The organism is Streptomyces sp. NBC_01268 (genome assembly GCF_036240795.1).
GTDB lineage: Bacteria > Actinomycetota > Actinomycetes > Streptomycetales > Streptomycetaceae > Streptomyces.
On sequence record NZ_CP108454.1, the window covers coordinates 3,602,243 to 3,619,444 of the forward strand.

The following is a 17,202-nucleotide window of genomic DNA, read 5'->3' on the forward strand; positions in this document are numbered from 1 at the left end:
TTAAGCCGGCCTGAGGAACGCGTTCCAGCCGCCGGCCGGCGCCTGGCCGACCTCCAGGGTGCGCAGCTTGGCGAGGATCTTCGGGTCCTGGACGTCCAGCCAGTCGCAGAACTGCCGGAAGGAGACGAGCCGGACGTCCTTCTTGCCGGCCATGCCCTTCAGGGCCTCCTCGACGGCGTCCATGTAGATGCCGCCGTTCCACTGCTCGAAGTGGTTGCCGATGTAGAAGGGGGCGCGGTTCGACTCGTACGCGCGGTTGAAGCCGGCCAGGTAGGCCCCGGCCGCCTGCTTGCGCCAGCCCGGGTAGCGGGAGGGCATGCCCTTGGTCGAGTTCTTCGACTGGTTGGCGAGCATGTTGTAGTCCATCGAGAGGACCTCGAAGGAGTGCCCGGGGAACGGCACGGCCTGCAGCGGCAGGTCCCACAGCCCGCCGCGCTTGACCGGCCACATCTGGCGCCCGCCCGGCGAGCTGGCGTCGTAGCGCCAGCCGAGTCGCTTGGCGGTGGGCAGCAGGTTGTCCTGGCCGAGGAGGCAGGGGGTGCGGCCGCCGACGAGCTCCTTGGTGTAGTCGAAGGGCAGCGGTTCGAGGTCGGTCCAGCCGCTGTTGGTCTTCCACTTCGTGACGAAGCCGATCGCCTGGTCGATCTCGCTCTGCCACTGGGCGGGGGTCCAGTTGGCGACCGAGCCGGAGCCGCCGCAGAAGTGCCCGTTGAAGTGCGTGCCGATCTCGTGGCCTTCGAGCCAGGCCTGGCGGACGTACTTCAGGGTCTGCTTGACGTGGTCGTCGGTGAGGTAGCCGATGTCGGAGGCGCCGACGCGGTTGTTCGGCGGGCGGTAGAGCTGGGCCTTCGACTCGGGCAGGAGGTAGAGCCCGGAGAGGAAGAAGGTCATGGCCGCGTCGTGGTTCTTGGCCAGTTCGAGGAAGCGCGGGAAGAGGCCGTTGCCGACCTCGCCGGCACCGTCCCAGGAGAAGATCACGAACTGCGGCGGGGTCTGGCCGGGTTCGAGCGGGACGGGGGCGTCGGGCTGGTTCGGCTGCTTTCCGGTGTCGGCGGTGGAACCGTCGCCGATGAGCCGGCCGTCGTCCTTGGTGGGCGTGGCGGGGGCGCCGGTCACGTCACCGCCCTTGCCCGGACCGGAACGTCCGGACTTGTCCTGGTTTCCACCACTGCATCCGGCGATCCCGAGCGCCGCCGCGGCACCGACCCCGGCCCCCAGAAGTCCCCTTCGACTGATCCCGCGCATGACATCCCCATTCGCGCTGACGTATCACCTGATAGTCATTCCAAACCGACAATCAGTGAGATGCCGTGAGGGACACGGAGGTTCCGGAAAAACAGAACAAATATTTCAGGGCGGCCCGTGCGACCGATGGCCGCCGGGCCGCCCCGAACGATAGAGCGGAAAAGCTACGCGCCGAAGGCCTTGGCCTTACCCTTCACAGGCTTCGCACCGGCGCGCAGGTGGACCGGCACCAGATCGAGGGCCGGCTCGCTGTAACCGACCGACACGATCCGGTCGCCCCGGTACGTGAACGAGGTCAGCGAGGCCAGCGTGCACTGCCGCCGCCGCGGGTCGTGCCACAGCCGGCGCTTCTCCACGAAGCTGCGCACGATCCAGATCGGCAGCTGGTGGCTCACGCAGACCGCCTCGCGCCCGCGGGCCGCGTCCTTCGCCGCGTCGAGCGCGCCCATCATCCGGACGACCTGCTCCACGTACGGCTCGCCCCAGGACGGCTGGAACGGGTTGGTGAGGTGCTTCCAGTTGCCCGGCTTGCGCAGGGCCCCGTCGCCGACGCCGAAGGTCTTGCCCTCGAACACGTTCGCCGCCTCGATCAGGCGCCCGTCCGTGGCCAGGTCCAGGCCGTGGGTCTTGGCGATCGGCGTGGCCGTCTCCTGCGCCCGCTCCAGCGGGGAGGCCACGACATGCGTGATGTCCCGGCCGGCCAGGTGCTCGGCGACCCGGTCGGCCATCTGCCGGCCCAGCTCGGACAGGTGGTAGCCCGCACGGCGCCCGTACAGGACCCCGTCCGGGTTGTGGACCTCGCCGTGCCGCATCAGGTGCACGACGGTGATGTCGTCGTCGCTCACGTCGCTCGCGTTGCCCTCGGGGCGTACGTCGCTCATGCCGTGGCCTCCGCGGCGGCGCGGGCGGCGGCCGGCAGCGCGGCGGCGATCCGCTCGACGGCGCGCTCGTCGTGGGCGGCCGACACGAACCAGGACTCGAACGCCGACGGCGGCAGGTAGACCCCGTCCGCGAGCATCGAGTGGAAGAAGGCGTTGAAGCGGAACGCCTCCTGCTGCTTCGCCTCCTCGTAGGTGCGCACCTCGGAGGAGGTGAAGAAGACCGAGAACATGTTGGACGCGGTCTGCAGCCGGTGCGCCACGCCCTCCTTGGCGAGCGCGTCGGTCACCAGGCCCTGGATCTCCGCGGAGACCGCGTTCACCTTCTCGTACGCGGCGGCGTCGAGCAGCTTCAGCTGCGCGAGACCGGCGGCGGTGGCGATCGGGTTACCGGACAGGGTGCCCGCCTGGTAGACCGGGCCGGCCGGGGCGAGGTGGCCCATCACGTCGGCGCGGCCGCCGAAGGCCGCCGCCGGGAAGCCGCCGCCCATGACCTTGCCGAAGGTCATCAGGTCGGGCTTCACGCCGTCGACGCCGTACCAGCCGGCCCGCGAGGTGCGGAAACCGGTCATGACCTCGTCGGAGATGAACAGCGCGCCGTTCTTCTCGCAGGCGTCCTTCAGGCCCTGGTTGAAGCCCGGCAGCGGCGGGACGACGCCCATGTTGCCCGGCGACGCCTCGGTGATCACACAGGCGATCTCGCCCGGGAACCGGTGGAACGCCTCGTGCACCGCCGCCAGGTCGTTGTACGGGAGCACGATGGTGTCCCCGGCCTGCGCACCCGTCACGCCGGGCGTGTCCGGCAGGCCGAAGGTGGCGACGCCGGAGCCGGCCGCGGCGAGCAGCGCGTCCACGTGTCCGTGGTAGCAGCCGGCGAACTTCACGACCTTCGCGCGACCCGTGAAGCCGCGGGCCAGCCGGATGGCCGACATCGTGGCCTCGGTGCCGCTGGAGACCAGCCGGACCTGCTCGACCGGCTCGACCCGCGCGACGATCTCCTCCGCCAGCGCGACCTCGCCCTCGCCCGGCGTACCGAACGAGGTACCGCGGACCACCGCCGCCTGCACGGCCGCGGTCACCTCCGGGTGCGCGTGCCCGAGGATCATCGGCCCCCACGAGCACACGAGGTCGACGTACTCACGCCCGTCGGCATCGGTGAGGTACGGACCGGTACCGGACACCATGAACCGGGGCGTACCGCCCACGGCACGGAAGGCGCGCACCGGTGAGTTCACGCCGCCGGGCGTCACCAGGGACGCGCGGTCGAAAAGCGTCTGTGAGACTGGGGCTTCGTATGAATACGGCACTGGGATCCTGACCTGCGAGTACGGAGGGATGGAGTGAGCACCCTCTGAATTACGCCGGGGCGTCTGTCCTCCGCGTCTGCGAAACTGGGGCGTCATAGGGATGGCTCACGGAATCCATGGTGTCAGAGGCCACGGCGTTCTTGCGGACAGGTGTTTCACCGTACGAACGTGGGGGAGGTCATTGTCACGATGATCGGGTCACGCCGCGGAGACGCGCGGCCCGGAACAGCAGTCGGGTGGAGATATGCATCGCGGTGGCGGACCGGGCGAGGGGACTGACGACCTGGGTCCCGACCCTGTCCGGCGGGGGAGGCACCGGCGCCGGAGGGCCGAGGAGCCCAGGGCCAACGCCCCGCGGACGGGAGAGCCTGCGGAGCGGGTCGAGCCGGGGGCAAACGAGCAGAAGGCCGAGGAGTCGCGGAGGGGACGCTTGGGGGTGACGTACAAGTACTTCGGCGCGCCCGACGGCGCGACGGCGGCCCGGGTGCCCATCTCGATGCGCCCCGAGGAGCTCGGCGGCGACGAGCTCGGCATGGGCGGCATGTTCACCAAGATCAAGCCGGAGACCATAGCCGCGATGGTGCTCACCGGCATCCAGGGCATGCCCCTGCACAAGGTGCCCCCGCTGGAACTGGTGGTGCTGCACCCCGACTACGCCGTGGTGAAGCTGCCCATGACCGTCGTCGACCCGCTGCGCGGCATCGGCGAGGAGTCGGTCGGCGCCGCCGCCTTCATCTGGTCCACCGTCCCCGACCGCGGCGGCCCCCGGGACGCCTTCAACGTCTACCAGCTGCTCCACGAGTGGCAGGACTTCTCGGTCCGTCTGCACGAGGCGGGCCACCAGCCGTACTGCCTGGTGTGGCCCTAGGCCCGGGGCGTACGGCCGGCGGCGTCGGCGGCGGCCTTCGCGCGTTCGGCGGCCAGCTCCCGGGCCGACGCGAGCCGGTAGGGCACGTCGATGACGACGATGTTCTTCATGAACAGCAGGCGCGTCTTCAGCCGTAGCGCGCTCTGGTTGTGCAGCGGCTGCTCCCACCAGCGCCCGACGACGTACTCGGGGATGACCACGGAGACCACCGAGTCGGGGGAACGCTCGGGCGCGTCGCGGATGTGGCGCAGCAGCGGCTGCACGATCGACCGGTAGGGCGAGTTCAGCACCCGCAGCGGCACGTCGATGCCGTGGGCCTCCCAGGAGGCGCGCAGGGCCTCCGCCTGGGCGGGGTCCTCGGCGACGGTGACCGCGGTCAACGAGGCCGGCTTCAGGGTCTTCGCGTACGACAGGGCGCGCAGGCTCGGCGCGTTGACCGAGGACACCAGGACCAGGACGTGGTGGGCGGCGAGCGGCTGCGGGTGGGCGTCGGGGGCGACGGCCACCTCGGCGGCGACGGCGTCGTAGTGCCGGCGCACCCCCTTCATCCCGGCGAAGAGCAGCGGCATCGCGATGACGACGATCCAGGCGCCGTGCGTGAACTTGGTGATCAGGACGATGACGAGGACGACCGCCGTCAGGCAGGCGCCGAACGCGTTGATCGCCAGCCGGCGCAGGACGTGCCCCCGCTCGGCGGCGCCGGCCGGCGTGGCGAGTTCACGCCGCCAGTGCTTGACCATGCCCGCCTGGGACAGCGTGAAGGAGACGAAGACGCCCAGGATGTAGAGCTGGATGAGCCGGGTGAGGTTGGCGTCGAAGGCGACGATCAGGGCGATGGCGGCCAGCGCGAGGAGGAGGACGCCGTTGGAGTGGACGAGCCGGTCGCCGCGGTGGACGAGCTGACGGGGCGCGAAGCGGTCGCGGCCCAGGACGGAGGCGAGCATCGGGAAACCGTTGAAGGCGGTGTTGGCCGCCAGGACGAGGACGCCCGCGGTGACGGCCTGGAGGGCGTAGAAGAGGACGTGCCAGTCGCCGAAGGTGGCGCGCCCGATCTGGGCGAGCGCGGTCGAGGTCGGGGTGCCGGGCGGCAGCCCCAGCTCGGTCGGGTCCTCGGCGACGTGCACCTGGTAGACCATGGCGAGCACCGTGATCCCGAAGAACATGGTCACGGACAGCCCGCCCATGACCGCCAGGGTCATGGCCGCGTTGCGGCTCTTGGGCTTCGCGAAGGCCGGCACGCCGTTGCTGATCGCCTCGACGCCGGTCAGCGCCGTGCAGCCGGAGGCGAAGGCCCGCAGTCCCAGCAGCACGAGCGCGATGCCCGAGTAGGTGGAGACCGCCTCGACGGGCAGGTCCGCCGACTCGGCTCGGATCGTCGTGCCGGTCGCCATCCGCGCCGCCGCGACCGCGAACATCAGGTAGATCACGGCGACGAACGCGTAGGTGGGCAGGGCGAACCAGCGGCCCGACTCCCGTACCCCGCGCAGGTTCAGCCAGGCGAGCACGGCCACGAACCCCACCGACATGAGCGTCGCGTGCCCGTCGAGCGCGGGCGCCGCGGAGGTGATGGCGGCGACCCCGGAGACGACGGAGACGGCGACGGTCATCACGTAGTCGATGAGCAGCGCGCTGGCCGCGGTGAGCGCCGCGGTGGTGCCCAGGTTCTCGGCGGAGACGACGTATGCCCCGCCACCGCCCGGGTAGGCGTAGCAGGTCTGCCGGTAGGAGGCGACGACCACGAGCAGCAGGACGACGATGCCGACCGCCGCGTACCAGGTCAGATGGAGCACGGCGAGGCCGCCGAGGGCGAGGATCAGCAGGATCTCCTCCGTGGCGTACGCCACGGAGGAGAGCGGGTCGCTGCAGAAGATCGGCAGGGCCAGCCGCTTGGGCAGCAGGGTCTCGCCGAGCCGCGCGCTGTCCAACGGACGTCCGACCAGCAGGCGTTTCGCCACGCTTCCAGCTCTCATAAGTGCTGAAGTTAGGACGAATCGGATGTAATGCGCGGAAGCCGCGCCCGCCGGCGGCCCGGACGAGGACCGGGGCGAGCCTGCCCGAGAACCCGTACGAGAGCCCGTACGAGGACCCGCCGAAGGGCCCGTACGAGGAACACGAGGAAGGACCCGAGAACCGTGAGCACGACGCGCACCGCCCCCCGCGTGACCGGCGACCCCCTGCAGATCGGCGAGGTCGCGGCACGGACGGAACTGCCCCTGCGCACCATCCGCCAGTACGAGGACAGCGGCCTCGTCGTCCCGTCCGCGGCCTCCGAGGGCGGCTTCCCGCTCTACACGGACGCCGACGTGGCCCGCCTGATGGTGATCCGCCGGATGAAGCCGCTCGGCTTCACCCTCGACGAGACCCGCGACCTGCTCACCGCCGTCGACCGCCTCGCCGCCGACGCCCCGGACACCCCGGACGAACTCGACCCGCCCACCCGCGCCGCCCTCGTCGCCCGCGTCCGCGGCTACGAGCGCGCCGCGACCGCCCGCGTCGCGGAACTCCACGCCCAGCTGACCAGGGCCGAGGAGTTCGCGGCGTCCCTGCGGGCGCGGCTGCCGTAGGGAGCCGGGCCGCCCCGGCTCCCGGTCGAGGCGGTGACCGGCCCCGGATCCCCGGGGCGAGCGGGCGGCGGGCCCCGGCTCCGGGTCGAGAGGGCAGCTGGCCCCGGCTCCGGAGGCGAGCGGGCGGCGGGCCGCGCCACCGGGGCGAGAGGGCGGCAGGCCCGGCCGCCGGCGGGCTACGCCTCCCGGTCCTCCAGGGCCGCCGCCAGGTCCTGGAAGAAGCGGGCGCAGGCGACGGGGCTCGGCGGGGTCTCCGGGTTCCAGGGCGCGAGCCGCGCCCCCGGCGGGACCGCGTGCGGCGGCACCGCGTTGGCCCGGCTGTCGAACAGCACCAGGTCCGGCGCGAGCCCGACGGCGTGCTCCCAGTAGGTCGTCAGCCAGTTCGTGCCGGGACCCGGCCCCGGATCCACGAACCGCACCCCCAGCTCGGCCAGTCGCGCCAGCTCGGGCCAGGCGTGCGGGCGCGCCAGATGCACCTGCTCGGGCCCGGCACCCGACAGCGCCAGCACCCCCACGTCCGCGCGCCCCGCCGCCGCCCGCAACGCAGCCTCCGCGTCGCCCACCCGCCCCGGGGGCCCGGCCGCCGCGCCCAGCGAGGCCGCCAGCTCCCCGAACCGGCCCACGATCGCCGGCAGCGTCAGCTCGCCGCCCACCGACAGCGCCGCCAGCTCCACCCCGAGCTCCGCCGCGAGCGCCTCGTCCACGGCGTACGGGCTCTTCCCGTCGTACGTCACGTCCACGACCAGGTCCACCCCGCCCAGCGCCCGCAGCCGCTCCGCGTCCAGCGCCCGCCCCGGCCCCAGATACGGCACGCCCGCCGCCGCCAGACCGCCCGCCTTGACCGGATCGAGCAGGTCGCCGTCGTGCCCGGAGCCGTACACCGCGACCGGCCGCACCCCCAGATCCAGCAGGGCCGCCCCGGCCCGTACGTACGCCACCACCCGCTCCGGCCTGCGCCCCGCCGCCAGGGCCGTACCCCTGTCGTCGGTGAAACCCCACCCGCCCGTACCCGTCACGTCAGCCATAGGACCGCTCCCTCCCCGGCCGGAAACCTCCGTCCCCGCCACCTTGAAGCGGTTCCCCGACGCGCACAAGAGGGCCTCCGCCCCGCCGCACGCCCCGGGACTTTGGTCCCGGACCCCCCTGCCGAAAGACCCCCAGGGTGGTGTTAACTGAACGGGTCGGGAGGAAGCAGTAGGAATCGACAGCGCCGTGCGCGCGTGCGCCCCTGCCACGGGCACGCCACCGTGCGGTCCCCCGCCCTGGAGTCAGCCATGACCTTGCCCGGCCAGTTCTCGGACCCCCGCGTGATCACCCTCTTCGGCCTCCTCGCCCTGTCCGCCGCCGTCTGGGTCGCCCTGGGCCTGCGCGCCCGCGCCCGCCGCGACCGGGCGAGGACCCCGCTGGAGCGGATCTGGCACCCGCAGGAGACGGTCGCCCTCACCCCCGCCGAGGAGCAGACCTTCGGCCAGGTCGTCTCCCGCCTCTCGCTGAGCTCGGCGGGGCGGCTGCGCTGAGCCCCGAACCGCGCCGGGACACCCGCGGCATCGTGGACCCCGCCGAACTCCTCACCCGCGTCCGCTTCCGCCGCCACTCCCCCGCACCCGAGCTGCGCCCGTACCTGGAGCACTACTGGCTGATCGACTGGGACCTGACGGAGCCGTACGCGTCCCACGTCGTCCCGCACCCGTCGGTGAACGTGGTGTTCGAGCGCTCCGGACACCCCGGGCGCTCCGACGGCGCCGGGGGGTCCGGCGACTCGGCCGTCCTGTCCGGCATCGGCCTCGGCCTGTTCACGAAGCGGCTGACCGGCACCGGCCGGGTCTGCGGCGTGCAGTTCCGGCCCGGCGGCTTCCGCCCGTTCGCCGCCGGGTGGCCGGTCGCGCACTGGACGGGCCGGATCACCCCGCTCACGGAGGCCTTCCCGACGACCGGACCCGCCGACGTCTCGGGCGTCCTCTCCCCCGCCGAGGACACGGCCCGCGTCGCCGCCCTGGACGCGTTCCTGCTGGCCCACGGCCCCGACCCCGACCCGATCGCCGACGAGGCCATGGCCCTGGTCGACCTGGTCCGCACGGACCGCGCGATGCACCGCGTCTCCGCCCTCGCCCACCGGGCCGGGCTCTCGCCGCGCTCGCTCCAGCGCCTGTTCGCCGCGTACGTCGGCGTCGGCCCGAAGTGGGTCATCCTCCGGTACCGCATCCACGAGGCCCTGGAACGCGCCCGAACCGCCCCGGCGGCCGGCACTCCGGACTGGTCCCGGCTCGCGGCCGAACTCGGCTACAGCGACCAGGCCCATCTCGTACGGGACTTCACGGCGACCCTGGGAGTGCCCCCGACGGCGTACGCCCGGGCACTGTCAGCGGCGTGACCTAGGGTGCGCGCATGGACGACGAGAGCGGGAACGGGCACGGGCACGGCGGGAGCGGCACCGTACGGATCGAACCCTGGTCGGAGGCGGACTTCTGGCTCCTCCGGGCCATGAACGCACCGGAGCTGATGGAGCATCTGGGCGGCCCGGAGACCGAACAGCAGCTCGCGGCACGTCAGCTGCGCTACGAGCGGCTGAGCGCGGATCCGGACAGCGCGGGGTGCATGTTCCGGATCGTGCTGCTGCCGGAGGAGAAGACGGCGGGCGCGATCGGATTCTGGGAGCACGTGGAGGACACCGAGGACCCCGAGGACACCGAGCACTCCGAGGACACGGAGGGCACGTCGCGGTCGGCGGACGGCTCCACCGGTTCGGTGTCGGTCTACGAGACGGGCTGGACCGTGCTCCCCGGCTTCCAGGGCCGGGGCGTGGCGACGGCGGCGACGCTCGCGGTGGCGGAACGGGCCAGGACCGAGGGCCGTTTCCGCTACCTGCACGCCTACCCGTCCACGGAGAACGCCCCGTCGAACGCGGTCTGCCGCAAGGCCGGCTTCACGCTGCTCACGGAGCGGGAGTTCGCGTACCCGCCGGGCCGGCGGATGCGCTGCAACGACTGGCGGCTCGACCTCACTCCCCCAGGTTCTTGAGCATCCGGGTGAAGTGGAAGGCGACGATGTCGAAGCGTTCTCGCAGGTAGAAGCGGTGGGCTCCGGTGCGGTGGGTGCCGGAGTCCAGGTTCAGCTCGAAGCAGTCGGCCGCGCGGGCGTGCCCTTCGAGGTGCTCGACGAGCGCGTGCCCGACGCCGCCCGACCGGCTGACGGCCGTGGTCACCAGGTCGTCCACGTACAGCTTCTTCACGGAGCTGGTGTTGTGGATGATCCGCCACCCGGCGACCCCGACGCACGCGCCGTCGTCGGCGTAGGCGGCGCTGAACCGCAGACCCTGCGGGTACCCCTGCTCGTACACGTCGCGGAACAGCTCCGGCGTGAGGTGCGGCCGCAACTCGCCCAGCACGGGCAGGAGATCGGACTCCAGGCGCGGGTCACCGGGCTCGACATCGATGATCTTCATGGCGGGACCGTACCCCGGGGGTCACCGCGCGCGACAGGAATTCCCTGGCCGGGCGGTTGTCCCGGTGCCATCCTGTCCCCGTGAACGGACCGGAGATCCAGATCAGTTTCGCCCCCGCCCTGCGCCTCTTCGTGGCGGCCGACCGCCGCTCGGGGCACTCGGCCGTGACGACCGACGGCTCGTCCTCGCTCGGCCACGTGGTCGAGTCGCTGGGCGTGCCGCTGACCGAGGCCGGGCGGCTCCTCGTGGACGGGCGGCCGGTGGAGGCCTCGCACGTGCCGGTGGCGGGCGAGACCGTCGACGTCGAGGGCGTCGAACGCCCCCAGCCGGTCCCCGGCGCCCCGCTCCGGTTCCTGCTCGACGTGCACCTCGGCACGCTCGCCCGGCGGCTGCGCCTGCTCGGCGTCGACGCCGCGTACGAGAGCGAGGACATCGGCGACCCGGCGCTGGCCGCGCTGTCGGCGAAGGAGCGGCGCGTGCTGCTCTCCCGCGACCGGGGCCTGCTGCGCCGCCGGGAGCTGTGGGCCGGCGCGTACGTCTACAGCGACCAGCCCGACGCCCAGCTCCGGGACGTCCTCGGCCGCTTCGCGCCGCGCCTCGCGCCCTGGACCCGCTGCACGGCGTGCAACGGGGAGCTGGCGGAGGCCGACAAGGACTCGGTGCGCGAGCGGCTGGAGCAGGGCACGGAGAACACGTACGACGTCTTCGCGCAGTGCACGAGGTGCGACCGGGTGTACTGGCGGGGCGCCCACCACGCCCGCCTGGAGACGGTCGTCAGCGACGCGCTGCGGGAGTTCGGCGAGGCGGCGGCGCGCTAGGGGCGCTTCCCTGCGCCCTTGGCATCCCCGGGGTCCCTGGCGTCCCCGGGGTCCGTGGCGTCCCCGGGGTCCCTGGCGTCCCCGGGGTCCCTGGCGTCCCCGGGGTCCCTGGCGTCCCCGGGGTCCCTGGCATCACCGGCTTCCCCGGCCGGCTCCTCGGAGGCACCCGAGAACGCCCCCGACCGCAGCCGCTCGATCTGTACGGCGCTCAGCTCGACCGTCTTGCGCATGTAGCCGGTGAGCAGCGCGAGCTCCGGCTCGCTGTAGCCGTCGAAGAGGGTGCCCCAGGTCCCGTTGAGCCGCCGCCAGAACGCGCCGAGCTCGGCCATCCGCTCGGGGTCCGGCGCGACCATGACCCGCCGCCGGTCCGCCGCGTCCCGCTCCCGCCGCACGTACCCGGCCCGCTCCAGGCGGTCGACGAGCCGGGTGGCGGAACCGGTGGTGAGCCCGGTGAGCTCGGCGATCCGTCCGATGGTGACCGGGTCGCGCTCCAGGCTGAGCAGGTTGAGGCACTGCACGTCCGTCGGATGCAGCCCCAGATGGTCGGCGACGGCCTGGTTGAACAGGGCGTACGCGGCCATGTAGCGCCGGGCCTCCCCCTGGAGCTCGGTCATCAGCTCGTCGCGCCGTGCGCTGGTCCCCTGCGGCATGCAGAGAGTGTACGGAACAGGCACTGCGGCCCGGACGCGACGCAGGGCACGTCCGGCCGTGCGCGCCCTAGGGGTGCTCGGCCGTGAGGTAGCGCTGGACGGTCGGACCGAGCCAGGCGGCGACCTCCTCGCGGGACATCTCGACGGCGGGCGGCAGCCGCAGCACGTAGCGGGCGAGCGCCATGCCGAGGATCTGGGAGGCGACGAGCGCGGCCCGGCGCGGCGCCTCGGCGGGGTCGGGGCAGACGCCGAGGGTGATCGGCCCGAGCTGCTCGGCGAAGATCTTCTGCATCCGCTCGGTCCCGGAGGCGTTGGTGACGGAGACCCGCAGCAGCCCCGTGAGGACGTCGTCGCGCTCCCAGCGGTCGAGGAAGTGCGCGACGAGCGCGGCACCGACGTGCCGGGCGGGCAGGGCGCCGAGCTCGGGGAGCTCCAGCGCGAAGTCGGAGGCCGCGGTGAACAGCCCCTCCTTGCTGCCGTAGTAGCGCATGACCATCGACGGGTCGATCCCGGCGTCACGGGCGATGGCCCGGATGGTCGCGCGCTCGTACCCCTCACTGGCGAAGTGCTCGCGGGCGGCGTCCAGGATCGCGGCGCGGGTGGCGTCGGAGCGCCGTGCGGTCGTCATGCCAACGACTGTAGGCCAACGGGCGTTGACACGCCATGCGCGGCGGGTCCAGAATTGCCAACGAGCGTTGACCAACAGGCGTTGGCCAACGGCCGTTGATGTGCGAGCAGGACCCTCTCGGAGGCAACGATGAGCACCAAGGGCACGAGCAACGACACGCAGGCCGCGGACACGGCGGCGGACACCGACGTCCTCGTCGTCGGCGCGGGCCCCACCGGCCTGCTGCTCGCCGGCGACCTCGCCACCGCAGGCCTGCGCGTCACCCTCGTCGAGCGCAGAGCACCCGGCATCAGCAACCTCACCCGCGCCTTCAGCGTCCACGCCCGCACCCTGGAGCAGCTCGACGCCCGCGGCCTCGCCGACGCCCTGGTCGCCACCGGCACCCCCGTGGCCGACCTGCGCCTCTTCGGCCGGCTCACCCTCGACCTGTCCGCGCTCCCCTCCCGCTTCCCGTTCCTCCTCCTCACCCCGCAGTACGAGGTCGAACGCCTCCTCGAAGGCCGGGCGCGGGCCGCGGGCGTGGACTTCCGGTACGGGACGGAACTGCGCACCCTCCGCCAGGACACCGACACGGTGACCGCCGAACTGGCCACGGGCGACACCCTCCGCGCCCGCTACCTCGTCGGGGCGGACGGCGTGCACAGCTCCGTGCGCACGGCCCTGGGCCTGCCCTTCCCCGGCGCGTCGGTCATCCGCTCCATGGTCCTGGCGGACGTCCGCCTCACCGAGGAACCGGGCAGGCTGCTCACCGTCACCGCCGCCGAGGACGCCTTCGCCTTCGTCGCCCCCTTCGGCGACGGCTGGTACCGGGTGATGGGCTGGGACGGCACCCGCCAGGCCGACGACACCGCACCCGTCGACCTCGACGACGTCCGGGCCATCACCCGACGCGCCCTCGGCAGCGACCTCGGCATGCACGACGCCCGCTGGGTCTCCCGCTTCCACAGCGACGAGCGCCAGGCCCCCGCGTACCGCTCGGGCCGCGTCTTCCTCGCCGGGGACGCCGCCCACGTCCACTCCCCGGCCGGCGGCCAGGGCATGAACACCGGCCTCCAGGACGCCGCCAACCTCTCCTGGAAGCTGACCGCCGTCCTGCGCGGCGAGGCCCGGGACCCCGACGCCCTGCTCGACAGCTACCAGGCCGAACGGCACCCGGTCGGCGCCACCGTCCTGCGCAGCAGCGGCACCCTCGTGCGCCTCGCCATGGCCCGCACCCCGCTCCAGCGCACCGCCCGCACCCTCGCCACCCACCTGCTCGGCACCGTCCGCCCGGTCGCCACCCGCGCCATGGGCCAGATCACCGGCATCGGCATCACCTACGCCTCCGGCGCCCGCCGCGCCCCCGACGAGGCCCTGCGCGAGGGCCGCCTGTACGAGGCGCTGCGCGCGGGCGAGTTCGTCCTGATCGCCCCGGAAGGCAGGACCCCGGCCCTGCCCCCGACCGCCCCGGTCGCGCCGGCCCGCCTCATACGGACCGCCTGGGCGGACCCGACCCGCCGCGAGACGACCCTGATCCGCCCGGACGGCTACACGACCCCGCTCAAGCCCTGACCGGACCGACCGAGCCGACCGAGCCGGCCGGCATCAGAAGACGTACGGGTCCCCCGTGGCCAGCACCAGCACCCGGTGCCGGTCGTTCCGGGGATTCGTGTCGGCGACCCCGTCCCGCCACGCCGTGCGGATGTCCACGGTCAGCTCGTCCGGCCGCCCGGCCGTCCGCAGATCGAGGGCCAGCTCACCGGCCGCACCGGCCGCCCGCAGCTCACCGGTCCGGCAGGACACCACCCGGTCGCTGCTCCACAGGCAGGCCGGCGGCAGCTCCTGGCCGCCCGCCATGGGCACCGAGAAGGCGAGCCGCACGGTCGCCTGGGAGACGTTCGAGGGCCCGTGGTTCTCACTGACCAGCCACACCCCGAGCCGTCCGTCCCAGAGGGAGACATGCCCGTGATGGGCCAGATCGGCCTCGGCTCCGGGCCCGACGGCGCGGGCGCCACCCCCCGTACCGACCGTCAGGGCAGCGGCGAGGGCCGCGCCGAGCAGAGCCTTGCGCATCACACTCATGCCCAGAAGATACCGACAGATACCCATATGTTCTGACTAATCGTCAGCCGCGTGTCCCGAAGACCACACGAACGGGATGACACCCTTCCCCCCATGCTGATCGCCCGCTCCATCGCCCTGTTCGCCCTCGCCGCCCTCTTCGAGATCGGCGGCGCCTGGCTCGTCTGGCAAGGCGCACGCGAACACCGCGGCTGGATCTGGATCGGCGCCGGAGTCATCGCCCTCGGCATCTACGGCTTCGTGGCCACCCTCCAGCCCGACGCCGAGTTCGGCCGCATCCTCGCCGCCTACGGCGGCGTGTTCGTCGCCGGCTCCCTCGCCTGGGGCATGGTCGCCGACGGCTACCGCCCCGACCGCTGGGACGTCATCGGCGCCCTCATCTGCCTCGCCGGCATGGCCGTGATCATGTACGCCCCCCGCGGACGCTGACACCCCGCCTATCCTGACCGGGCGATCGACCGTAATCGACCACACGCGCGAGGAGCACGTCATGACTGCCGCCGGTACCCCCATCGCCGTCGTCACCGGAGCGAGCAGCGGAATCGGCGCCGCCACCGCCCGACAGCTCGCCGCCGCCGGCTACCGCGTGGTCCTCACCGCCCGCCGCAAGGACCGCATCGAAGCCCTCGCCGCCGAGATCAACGACGCCGGCCACCAGGCCACCGCCTACGCCCTCGACGTCACCGACCGCACCGCGGTCGACGAGTTCGCCACCGCGTTCCGCAGCCTCGCCGTCCTGGTCAACAACGCCGGCGGCGCCCTCGGCGCCGACCCCGTCGCCACCGGCGACCCGGAGGACTGGCGCCGGATGTACGAGGTCAACGTCATCGGCACCCTCAACATCACCCAGGCCCTGCTCCCCGCCCTCACCGCGAGCGGCGACGGCACGGTCGTCGTCCTGTCCTCCACCGCCGGCCACTCCACCTACGAGGGCGGCGCCGGCTACGTGGCCGCGAAGAACGGCGCCCGCGTCCTCGCCGAGACCCTCCGCCTGGAGATCGTCGGCACCCCGGTCCGCGTCATCGAGGTCGCCCCCGGCATGGTCAAGACGGACGAGTTCGCCACCACCCGCTTCCGCGGCGACACGGAGAAGGCCGCCAAGGTCTACGCAGGCGTGGCCGAGCCCCTGACGGCCGACGACGTCGCCGACACCATCACCTGGGCCTGCACCCGCCCCCCGCACGTCAACATCGACCTCCTGGTCGTCCGCCCCCGAGCCCAGGCCTCCAACACCAAGGTCCACCGCGAGCTCTGACGGCCCCCGCCGGCTCGGCACGACTCACGCAGAACGGCCCCCGGCCGGGACTTCCGTCCCGACCGGGGGCCTCACCATGAGGAAGGCGAAAACTTCCCATGGCTGAACACGACCCTAGCGCCCCGAGCTGGTGCGACCGCGCCACGACGACGGCGCCCCGTCGCCCGTTCGCCCCTCAGCCCTTCACGCAGATGACCTGCTTCAGCTTCGCGACCACCTCGACCAGGTCCCGCTGCTGCTCGATGACCTGCTCGATCGGCTTGTAGGCGCCCGGGATCTCGTCCACGACGCCGGAGTCCTTGCGGCACTCGACACCCCGCGTCTGCTCCTCCAGGTCCCGCGCCGAGAAGCGCCGCTTCGCCGCGCTCCGGCTCATCCGACGGCCGGCTCCGTGCGAGGCGGAGTTGAACGACGCCGCGTTGCCCAGGCCCTTCACGATGTACGAACCGGTACCCATCGAGCCCGGGATGATCCCGAACTCACCGGAGCCTGCCCGGATCGCGCCCTTACGGGTGACGAGCATGTCCATGCCCTCGTACCGCTCCTCCGCCACGTAGTTGTGGTGGCAGGAGATGACCGGGTCGAAGCTCACCTTCGCCTTGCGGAACTCACGACGCACGACCTCCTGGAAGAGCGCCATCATGATCGCGCGGTTGTACTGGGCATACTCCTGCGCCCAGAACAGGTCGTTCCGGTACGCCGCCATCTGCGGGGTGTCCGCGACGAAGACCGCGAGGTCCCTGTCGACCAGCCCCTGGTTGTGCGGCAGCTTCTGCGCCTCGCCGATGTGGTACTCGGCAAGCTCCTTGCCGACGTTCCGGGATCCGGAGTGCAGCATGAGCCACACCGCACCGGAGGTGTCGATGCAAAGTTCAACAAAGTGGTTGCCTTGGCCAAGGCTTCCCATCTGCTTCTCGGCCCGCTCCCGTCGGAACTTCACCGAATCCGCGACCGTGTCGAACCGCGACCACAGGTCCCCGAAGCCCGCCGTCGGGAACTGGAAGAGCCGGCCCGGGTCCACCATCTCCCTGTGCATGCCACGGCCCACCGGAATCGCCTGCTCGATCTTCGACCGCAGCCGCGACAGGTCGCCCGGCAGGTCGTTCGCGGTCAGGGACGTCTTGACGGCGGACATGCCGCAGCCGATGTCGACGCCGACCGCCGCCGGGCACACCGCACCCTGCATCGCGATCACCGAACCGACCGTCGCGCCCTTGCCGTAGTGCACGTCCGGCATGACGGCCAGGCCCCTGATCCAGGGCAGGGTCGCCGTGTTCTGGAGCTGTCGCATCGCGCCCTCGTCGACCGACGCCGGGTCGGTCCACAGGCGGATGGGTACCTTCGCGCCCGCTACCTCTACGTACGACATACTTCCTCGATTCCCCCATAAAGTCTGATAGCGCAAAAACCGGAGCACAAGCCCGTACAGGTGACTACGGACCGGCATCGACAGCAGTGCGTGCGATAGACATTGTGTTCATCGCCC

17 protein-coding genes and 2 pseudogenes are annotated in these 17,202 nt (G+C 72.4%); 9 read left to right on the plus strand and 10 right to left on the minus strand.

The genetic code is table 11. The annotated features are described in order from the left end of the window. From OG309_RS15850 to hemL, 3 genes are all read right to left on the minus strand, one after another. Positions 1-1,245 carry a hypothetical protein gene (locus OG309_RS15850; protein WP_329421485.1) on the minus strand — a complete coding sequence of 415 codons (1,245 nt, stop codon included), beginning with the start codon at positions 1,243-1,245 and terminating at the stop codon, positions 1-3. A 164-nt stretch (positions 1,246-1,409) separates the two neighbouring features. Then, complete coding sequence (locus tag OG309_RS15855; RefSeq protein ID WP_329421487.1) at positions 1,410-2,126, minus strand: histidine phosphatase family protein; 717 nt, start codon at positions 2,124-2,126, stop codon at positions 1,410-1,412. Then, complete coding sequence (gene hemL, locus OG309_RS15860) at positions 2,123-3,430, minus strand: glutamate-1-semialdehyde 2,1-aminomutase (protein ID WP_329421489.1); 1,308 nt, start codon at positions 3,428-3,430, stop codon at positions 2,123-2,125. The genes OG309_RS15855 and hemL overlap by 4 nt, the downstream gene beginning before the upstream one ends. A gap of 424 nt (positions 3,431-3,854) precedes the next feature. On the opposite strand from hemL, the pseudogene OG309_RS15865 reads away from it, so the two are divergent. Continuing rightward, positions 3,855-4,298: pseudogene (locus tag OG309_RS15865) on the plus strand (hypothetical protein); the annotation flags it as partial. Here OG309_RS15865 and OG309_RS15870 read toward each other — a convergent pair. Beyond that, the gene (locus tag OG309_RS15870) at positions 4,295-6,253 is read right to left on the minus strand and encodes an APC family permease (RefSeq protein WP_329421493.1); all 1,959 of its coding nucleotides are present in this window, start codon (positions 6,251-6,253) and stop codon (positions 4,295-4,297) included. The pseudogene OG309_RS15865 and the gene OG309_RS15870 sit on opposite strands and share 4 nt — an antisense overlap. A 204-nt stretch (positions 6,254-6,457) precedes the next feature. On the opposite strand from OG309_RS15870, the gene OG309_RS15875 reads away from it, so the two are divergent. Next, complete coding sequence (locus OG309_RS15875; protein WP_329428346.1) at positions 6,458-6,862, plus strand: MerR family transcriptional regulator; 405 nt, start codon at positions 6,458-6,460, stop codon at positions 6,860-6,862. Positions 6,863-7,038: 176 nt separating this feature from the next. Here the strand turns inward: OG309_RS15875 and OG309_RS15880 are convergent, their stop codons facing one another. Continuing rightward, entirely contained in the window at positions 7,039-7,887 is an 849-nt protein-coding gene (locus tag OG309_RS15880) for an ABC transporter substrate-binding protein (RefSeq protein WP_329421495.1), read from the minus strand. A gap of 249 nt (positions 7,888-8,136) precedes the next feature. Between OG309_RS15880 and OG309_RS15885 the strand changes: the two genes are divergently transcribed. Genes OG309_RS15885 through OG309_RS15895 form a run of 3 tightly spaced genes read left to right on the plus strand, consistent with a single transcriptional unit; the run spans position 8,137 to position 9,880 of the window. Then, on the plus strand, positions 8,137-8,379 hold the full coding sequence (locus tag OG309_RS15885; protein WP_329421497.1) for a hypothetical protein: 243 nt from the start codon (positions 8,137-8,139) through the stop codon (positions 8,377-8,379). 32 nt (positions 8,380-8,411) lie between these two features. Beyond that, a complete protein-coding gene (locus OG309_RS15890; RefSeq protein WP_329421499.1) occupies positions 8,412-9,233 on the plus strand; it encodes a helix-turn-helix domain-containing protein in 822 nt (273 codons plus the stop codon). 14 nt (positions 9,234-9,247) lie between these two features. Beyond that, positions 9,248-9,880: a GNAT family N-acetyltransferase gene (locus OG309_RS15895; protein WP_329421501.1), complete on the plus strand. Its 633-nt coding sequence runs from the start codon at positions 9,248-9,250 to the stop codon at positions 9,878-9,880. Here OG309_RS15895 and OG309_RS15900 read toward each other — a convergent pair. Beyond that, entirely contained in the window at positions 9,861-10,304 is a 444-nt protein-coding gene (locus OG309_RS15900) for a GNAT family N-acetyltransferase (RefSeq protein ID WP_329421502.1), read from the minus strand. The genes OG309_RS15895 and OG309_RS15900 overlap by 20 nt on opposite strands. A gap of 80 nt (positions 10,305-10,384) precedes the next feature. Between OG309_RS15900 and OG309_RS15905 the strand changes: the two genes are divergently transcribed. Then, the gene (locus OG309_RS15905; RefSeq protein ID WP_329421503.1) at positions 10,385-11,122 is read left to right on the plus strand and encodes a Mut7-C RNAse domain-containing protein; all 738 of its coding nucleotides are present in this window, start codon (positions 10,385-10,387) and stop codon (positions 11,120-11,122) included. A gap of 176 nt (positions 11,123-11,298) precedes the next feature. Here the strand turns inward: OG309_RS15905 and OG309_RS15910 are convergent. After that, positions 11,299-11,772 (minus strand): annotated as a pseudogene (locus OG309_RS15910) (MarR family winged helix-turn-helix transcriptional regulator); the annotation flags it as partial. A gap of 67 nt (positions 11,773-11,839) precedes the next feature. Continuing rightward, positions 11,840-12,400, minus strand: coding sequence for a TetR/AcrR family transcriptional regulator (locus OG309_RS15915; RefSeq protein WP_329421506.1), 561 nt, complete (start codon positions 12,398-12,400; stop codon positions 11,840-11,842). A 129-nt stretch (positions 12,401-12,529) separates the two neighbouring features. On the opposite strand from OG309_RS15915, the gene OG309_RS15920 reads away from it, so the two are divergent. Continuing rightward, complete coding sequence (locus tag OG309_RS15920; RefSeq protein WP_329421508.1) at positions 12,530-13,951, plus strand: FAD-dependent monooxygenase; 1,422 nt, start codon at positions 12,530-12,532, stop codon at positions 13,949-13,951. Between the two features lie 33 nt (positions 13,952-13,984). Here OG309_RS15920 and OG309_RS15925 read toward each other — a convergent pair whose 3' ends face one another. Continuing rightward, on the minus strand, positions 13,985-14,461 hold the full coding sequence (locus OG309_RS15925) for a hypothetical protein (protein ID WP_329421509.1): 477 nt from the start codon (positions 14,459-14,461) through the stop codon (positions 13,985-13,987). A gap of 93 nt (positions 14,462-14,554) precedes the next feature. Between OG309_RS15925 and OG309_RS15930 the strand changes: the two genes are divergently transcribed. Both OG309_RS15930 and OG309_RS15935 read left to right on the plus strand, forming a co-directional pair. Then, positions 14,555-14,890: a YnfA family protein gene (locus tag OG309_RS15930; RefSeq protein WP_329421511.1), complete on the plus strand. Its 336-nt coding sequence runs from the start codon at positions 14,555-14,557 to the stop codon at positions 14,888-14,890. Positions 14,891-14,951: 61 nt separating this feature from the next. Continuing rightward, complete coding sequence (locus OG309_RS15935; protein WP_329421512.1) at positions 14,952-15,716, plus strand: SDR family NAD(P)-dependent oxidoreductase; 765 nt, start codon at positions 14,952-14,954, stop codon at positions 15,714-15,716. Positions 15,717-15,891: 175 nt separating this feature from the next. Here the strand turns inward: OG309_RS15935 and OG309_RS15940 are convergent, their stop codons facing one another. Next, on the minus strand, positions 15,892-17,085 hold the full coding sequence (locus OG309_RS15940; protein WP_329421513.1) for an RtcB family protein: 1,194 nt from the start codon (positions 17,083-17,085) through the stop codon (positions 15,892-15,894). Between the last annotated feature and the right edge of the window lie 117 nt (positions 17,086-17,202).

Excerpts from the sequence above, each read along its gene's own strand:
- OG309_RS15880 (WP_329421495.1), bottom strand. The coding sequence starts at position 7,887 with ATGGCTGACGTGACGGGTACGGGCGGGTGGGGTTTCACCGACGACAGG.
- OG309_RS15885 (WP_329421497.1), top strand. The coding sequence starts at position 8,137 with ATGACCTTGCCCGGCCAGTTCTCGGACCCCCGCGTGATCACCCTCTTC.
- OG309_RS15940 (WP_329421513.1), bottom strand. The coding sequence starts at position 17,085 with ATGTCGTACGTAGAGGTAGCGGGCGCGAAGGTACCCATCCGCCTGTGG.
- OG309_RS15900 (WP_329421502.1), bottom strand. The coding sequence starts at position 10,304 with ATGAAGATCATCGATGTCGAGCCCGGTGACCCGCGCCTGGAGTCCGAT.
- OG309_RS15850 (WP_329421485.1), bottom strand. The coding sequence starts at position 1,245 with ATGCGCGGGATCAGTCGAAGGGGACTTCTGGGGGCCGGGGTCGGTGCC.
- OG309_RS15915 (WP_329421506.1), bottom strand. The coding sequence starts at position 12,400 with ATGACGACCGCACGGCGCTCCGACGCCACCCGCGCCGCGATCCTGGAC.
- OG309_RS15930 (WP_329421511.1), top strand. The coding sequence starts at position 14,555 with ATGCTGATCGCCCGCTCCATCGCCCTGTTCGCCCTCGCCGCCCTCTTC.
- OG309_RS15920 (WP_329421508.1), top strand. The coding sequence starts at position 12,530 with ATGAGCACCAAGGGCACGAGCAACGACACGCAGGCCGCGGACACGGCG.
- OG309_RS15925 (WP_329421509.1), bottom strand. The coding sequence starts at position 14,461 with ATGAGTGTGATGCGCAAGGCTCTGCTCGGCGCGGCCCTCGCCGCTGCC.
- OG309_RS15895 (WP_329421501.1), top strand. The coding sequence starts at position 9,248 with ATGGACGACGAGAGCGGGAACGGGCACGGGCACGGCGGGAGCGGCACC.
- OG309_RS15855 (WP_329421487.1), bottom strand. The coding sequence starts at position 2,126 with ATGAGCGACGTACGCCCCGAGGGCAACGCGAGCGACGTGAGCGACGAC.
- OG309_RS15935 (WP_329421512.1), top strand. The coding sequence starts at position 14,952 with ATGACTGCCGCCGGTACCCCCATCGCCGTCGTCACCGGAGCGAGCAGC.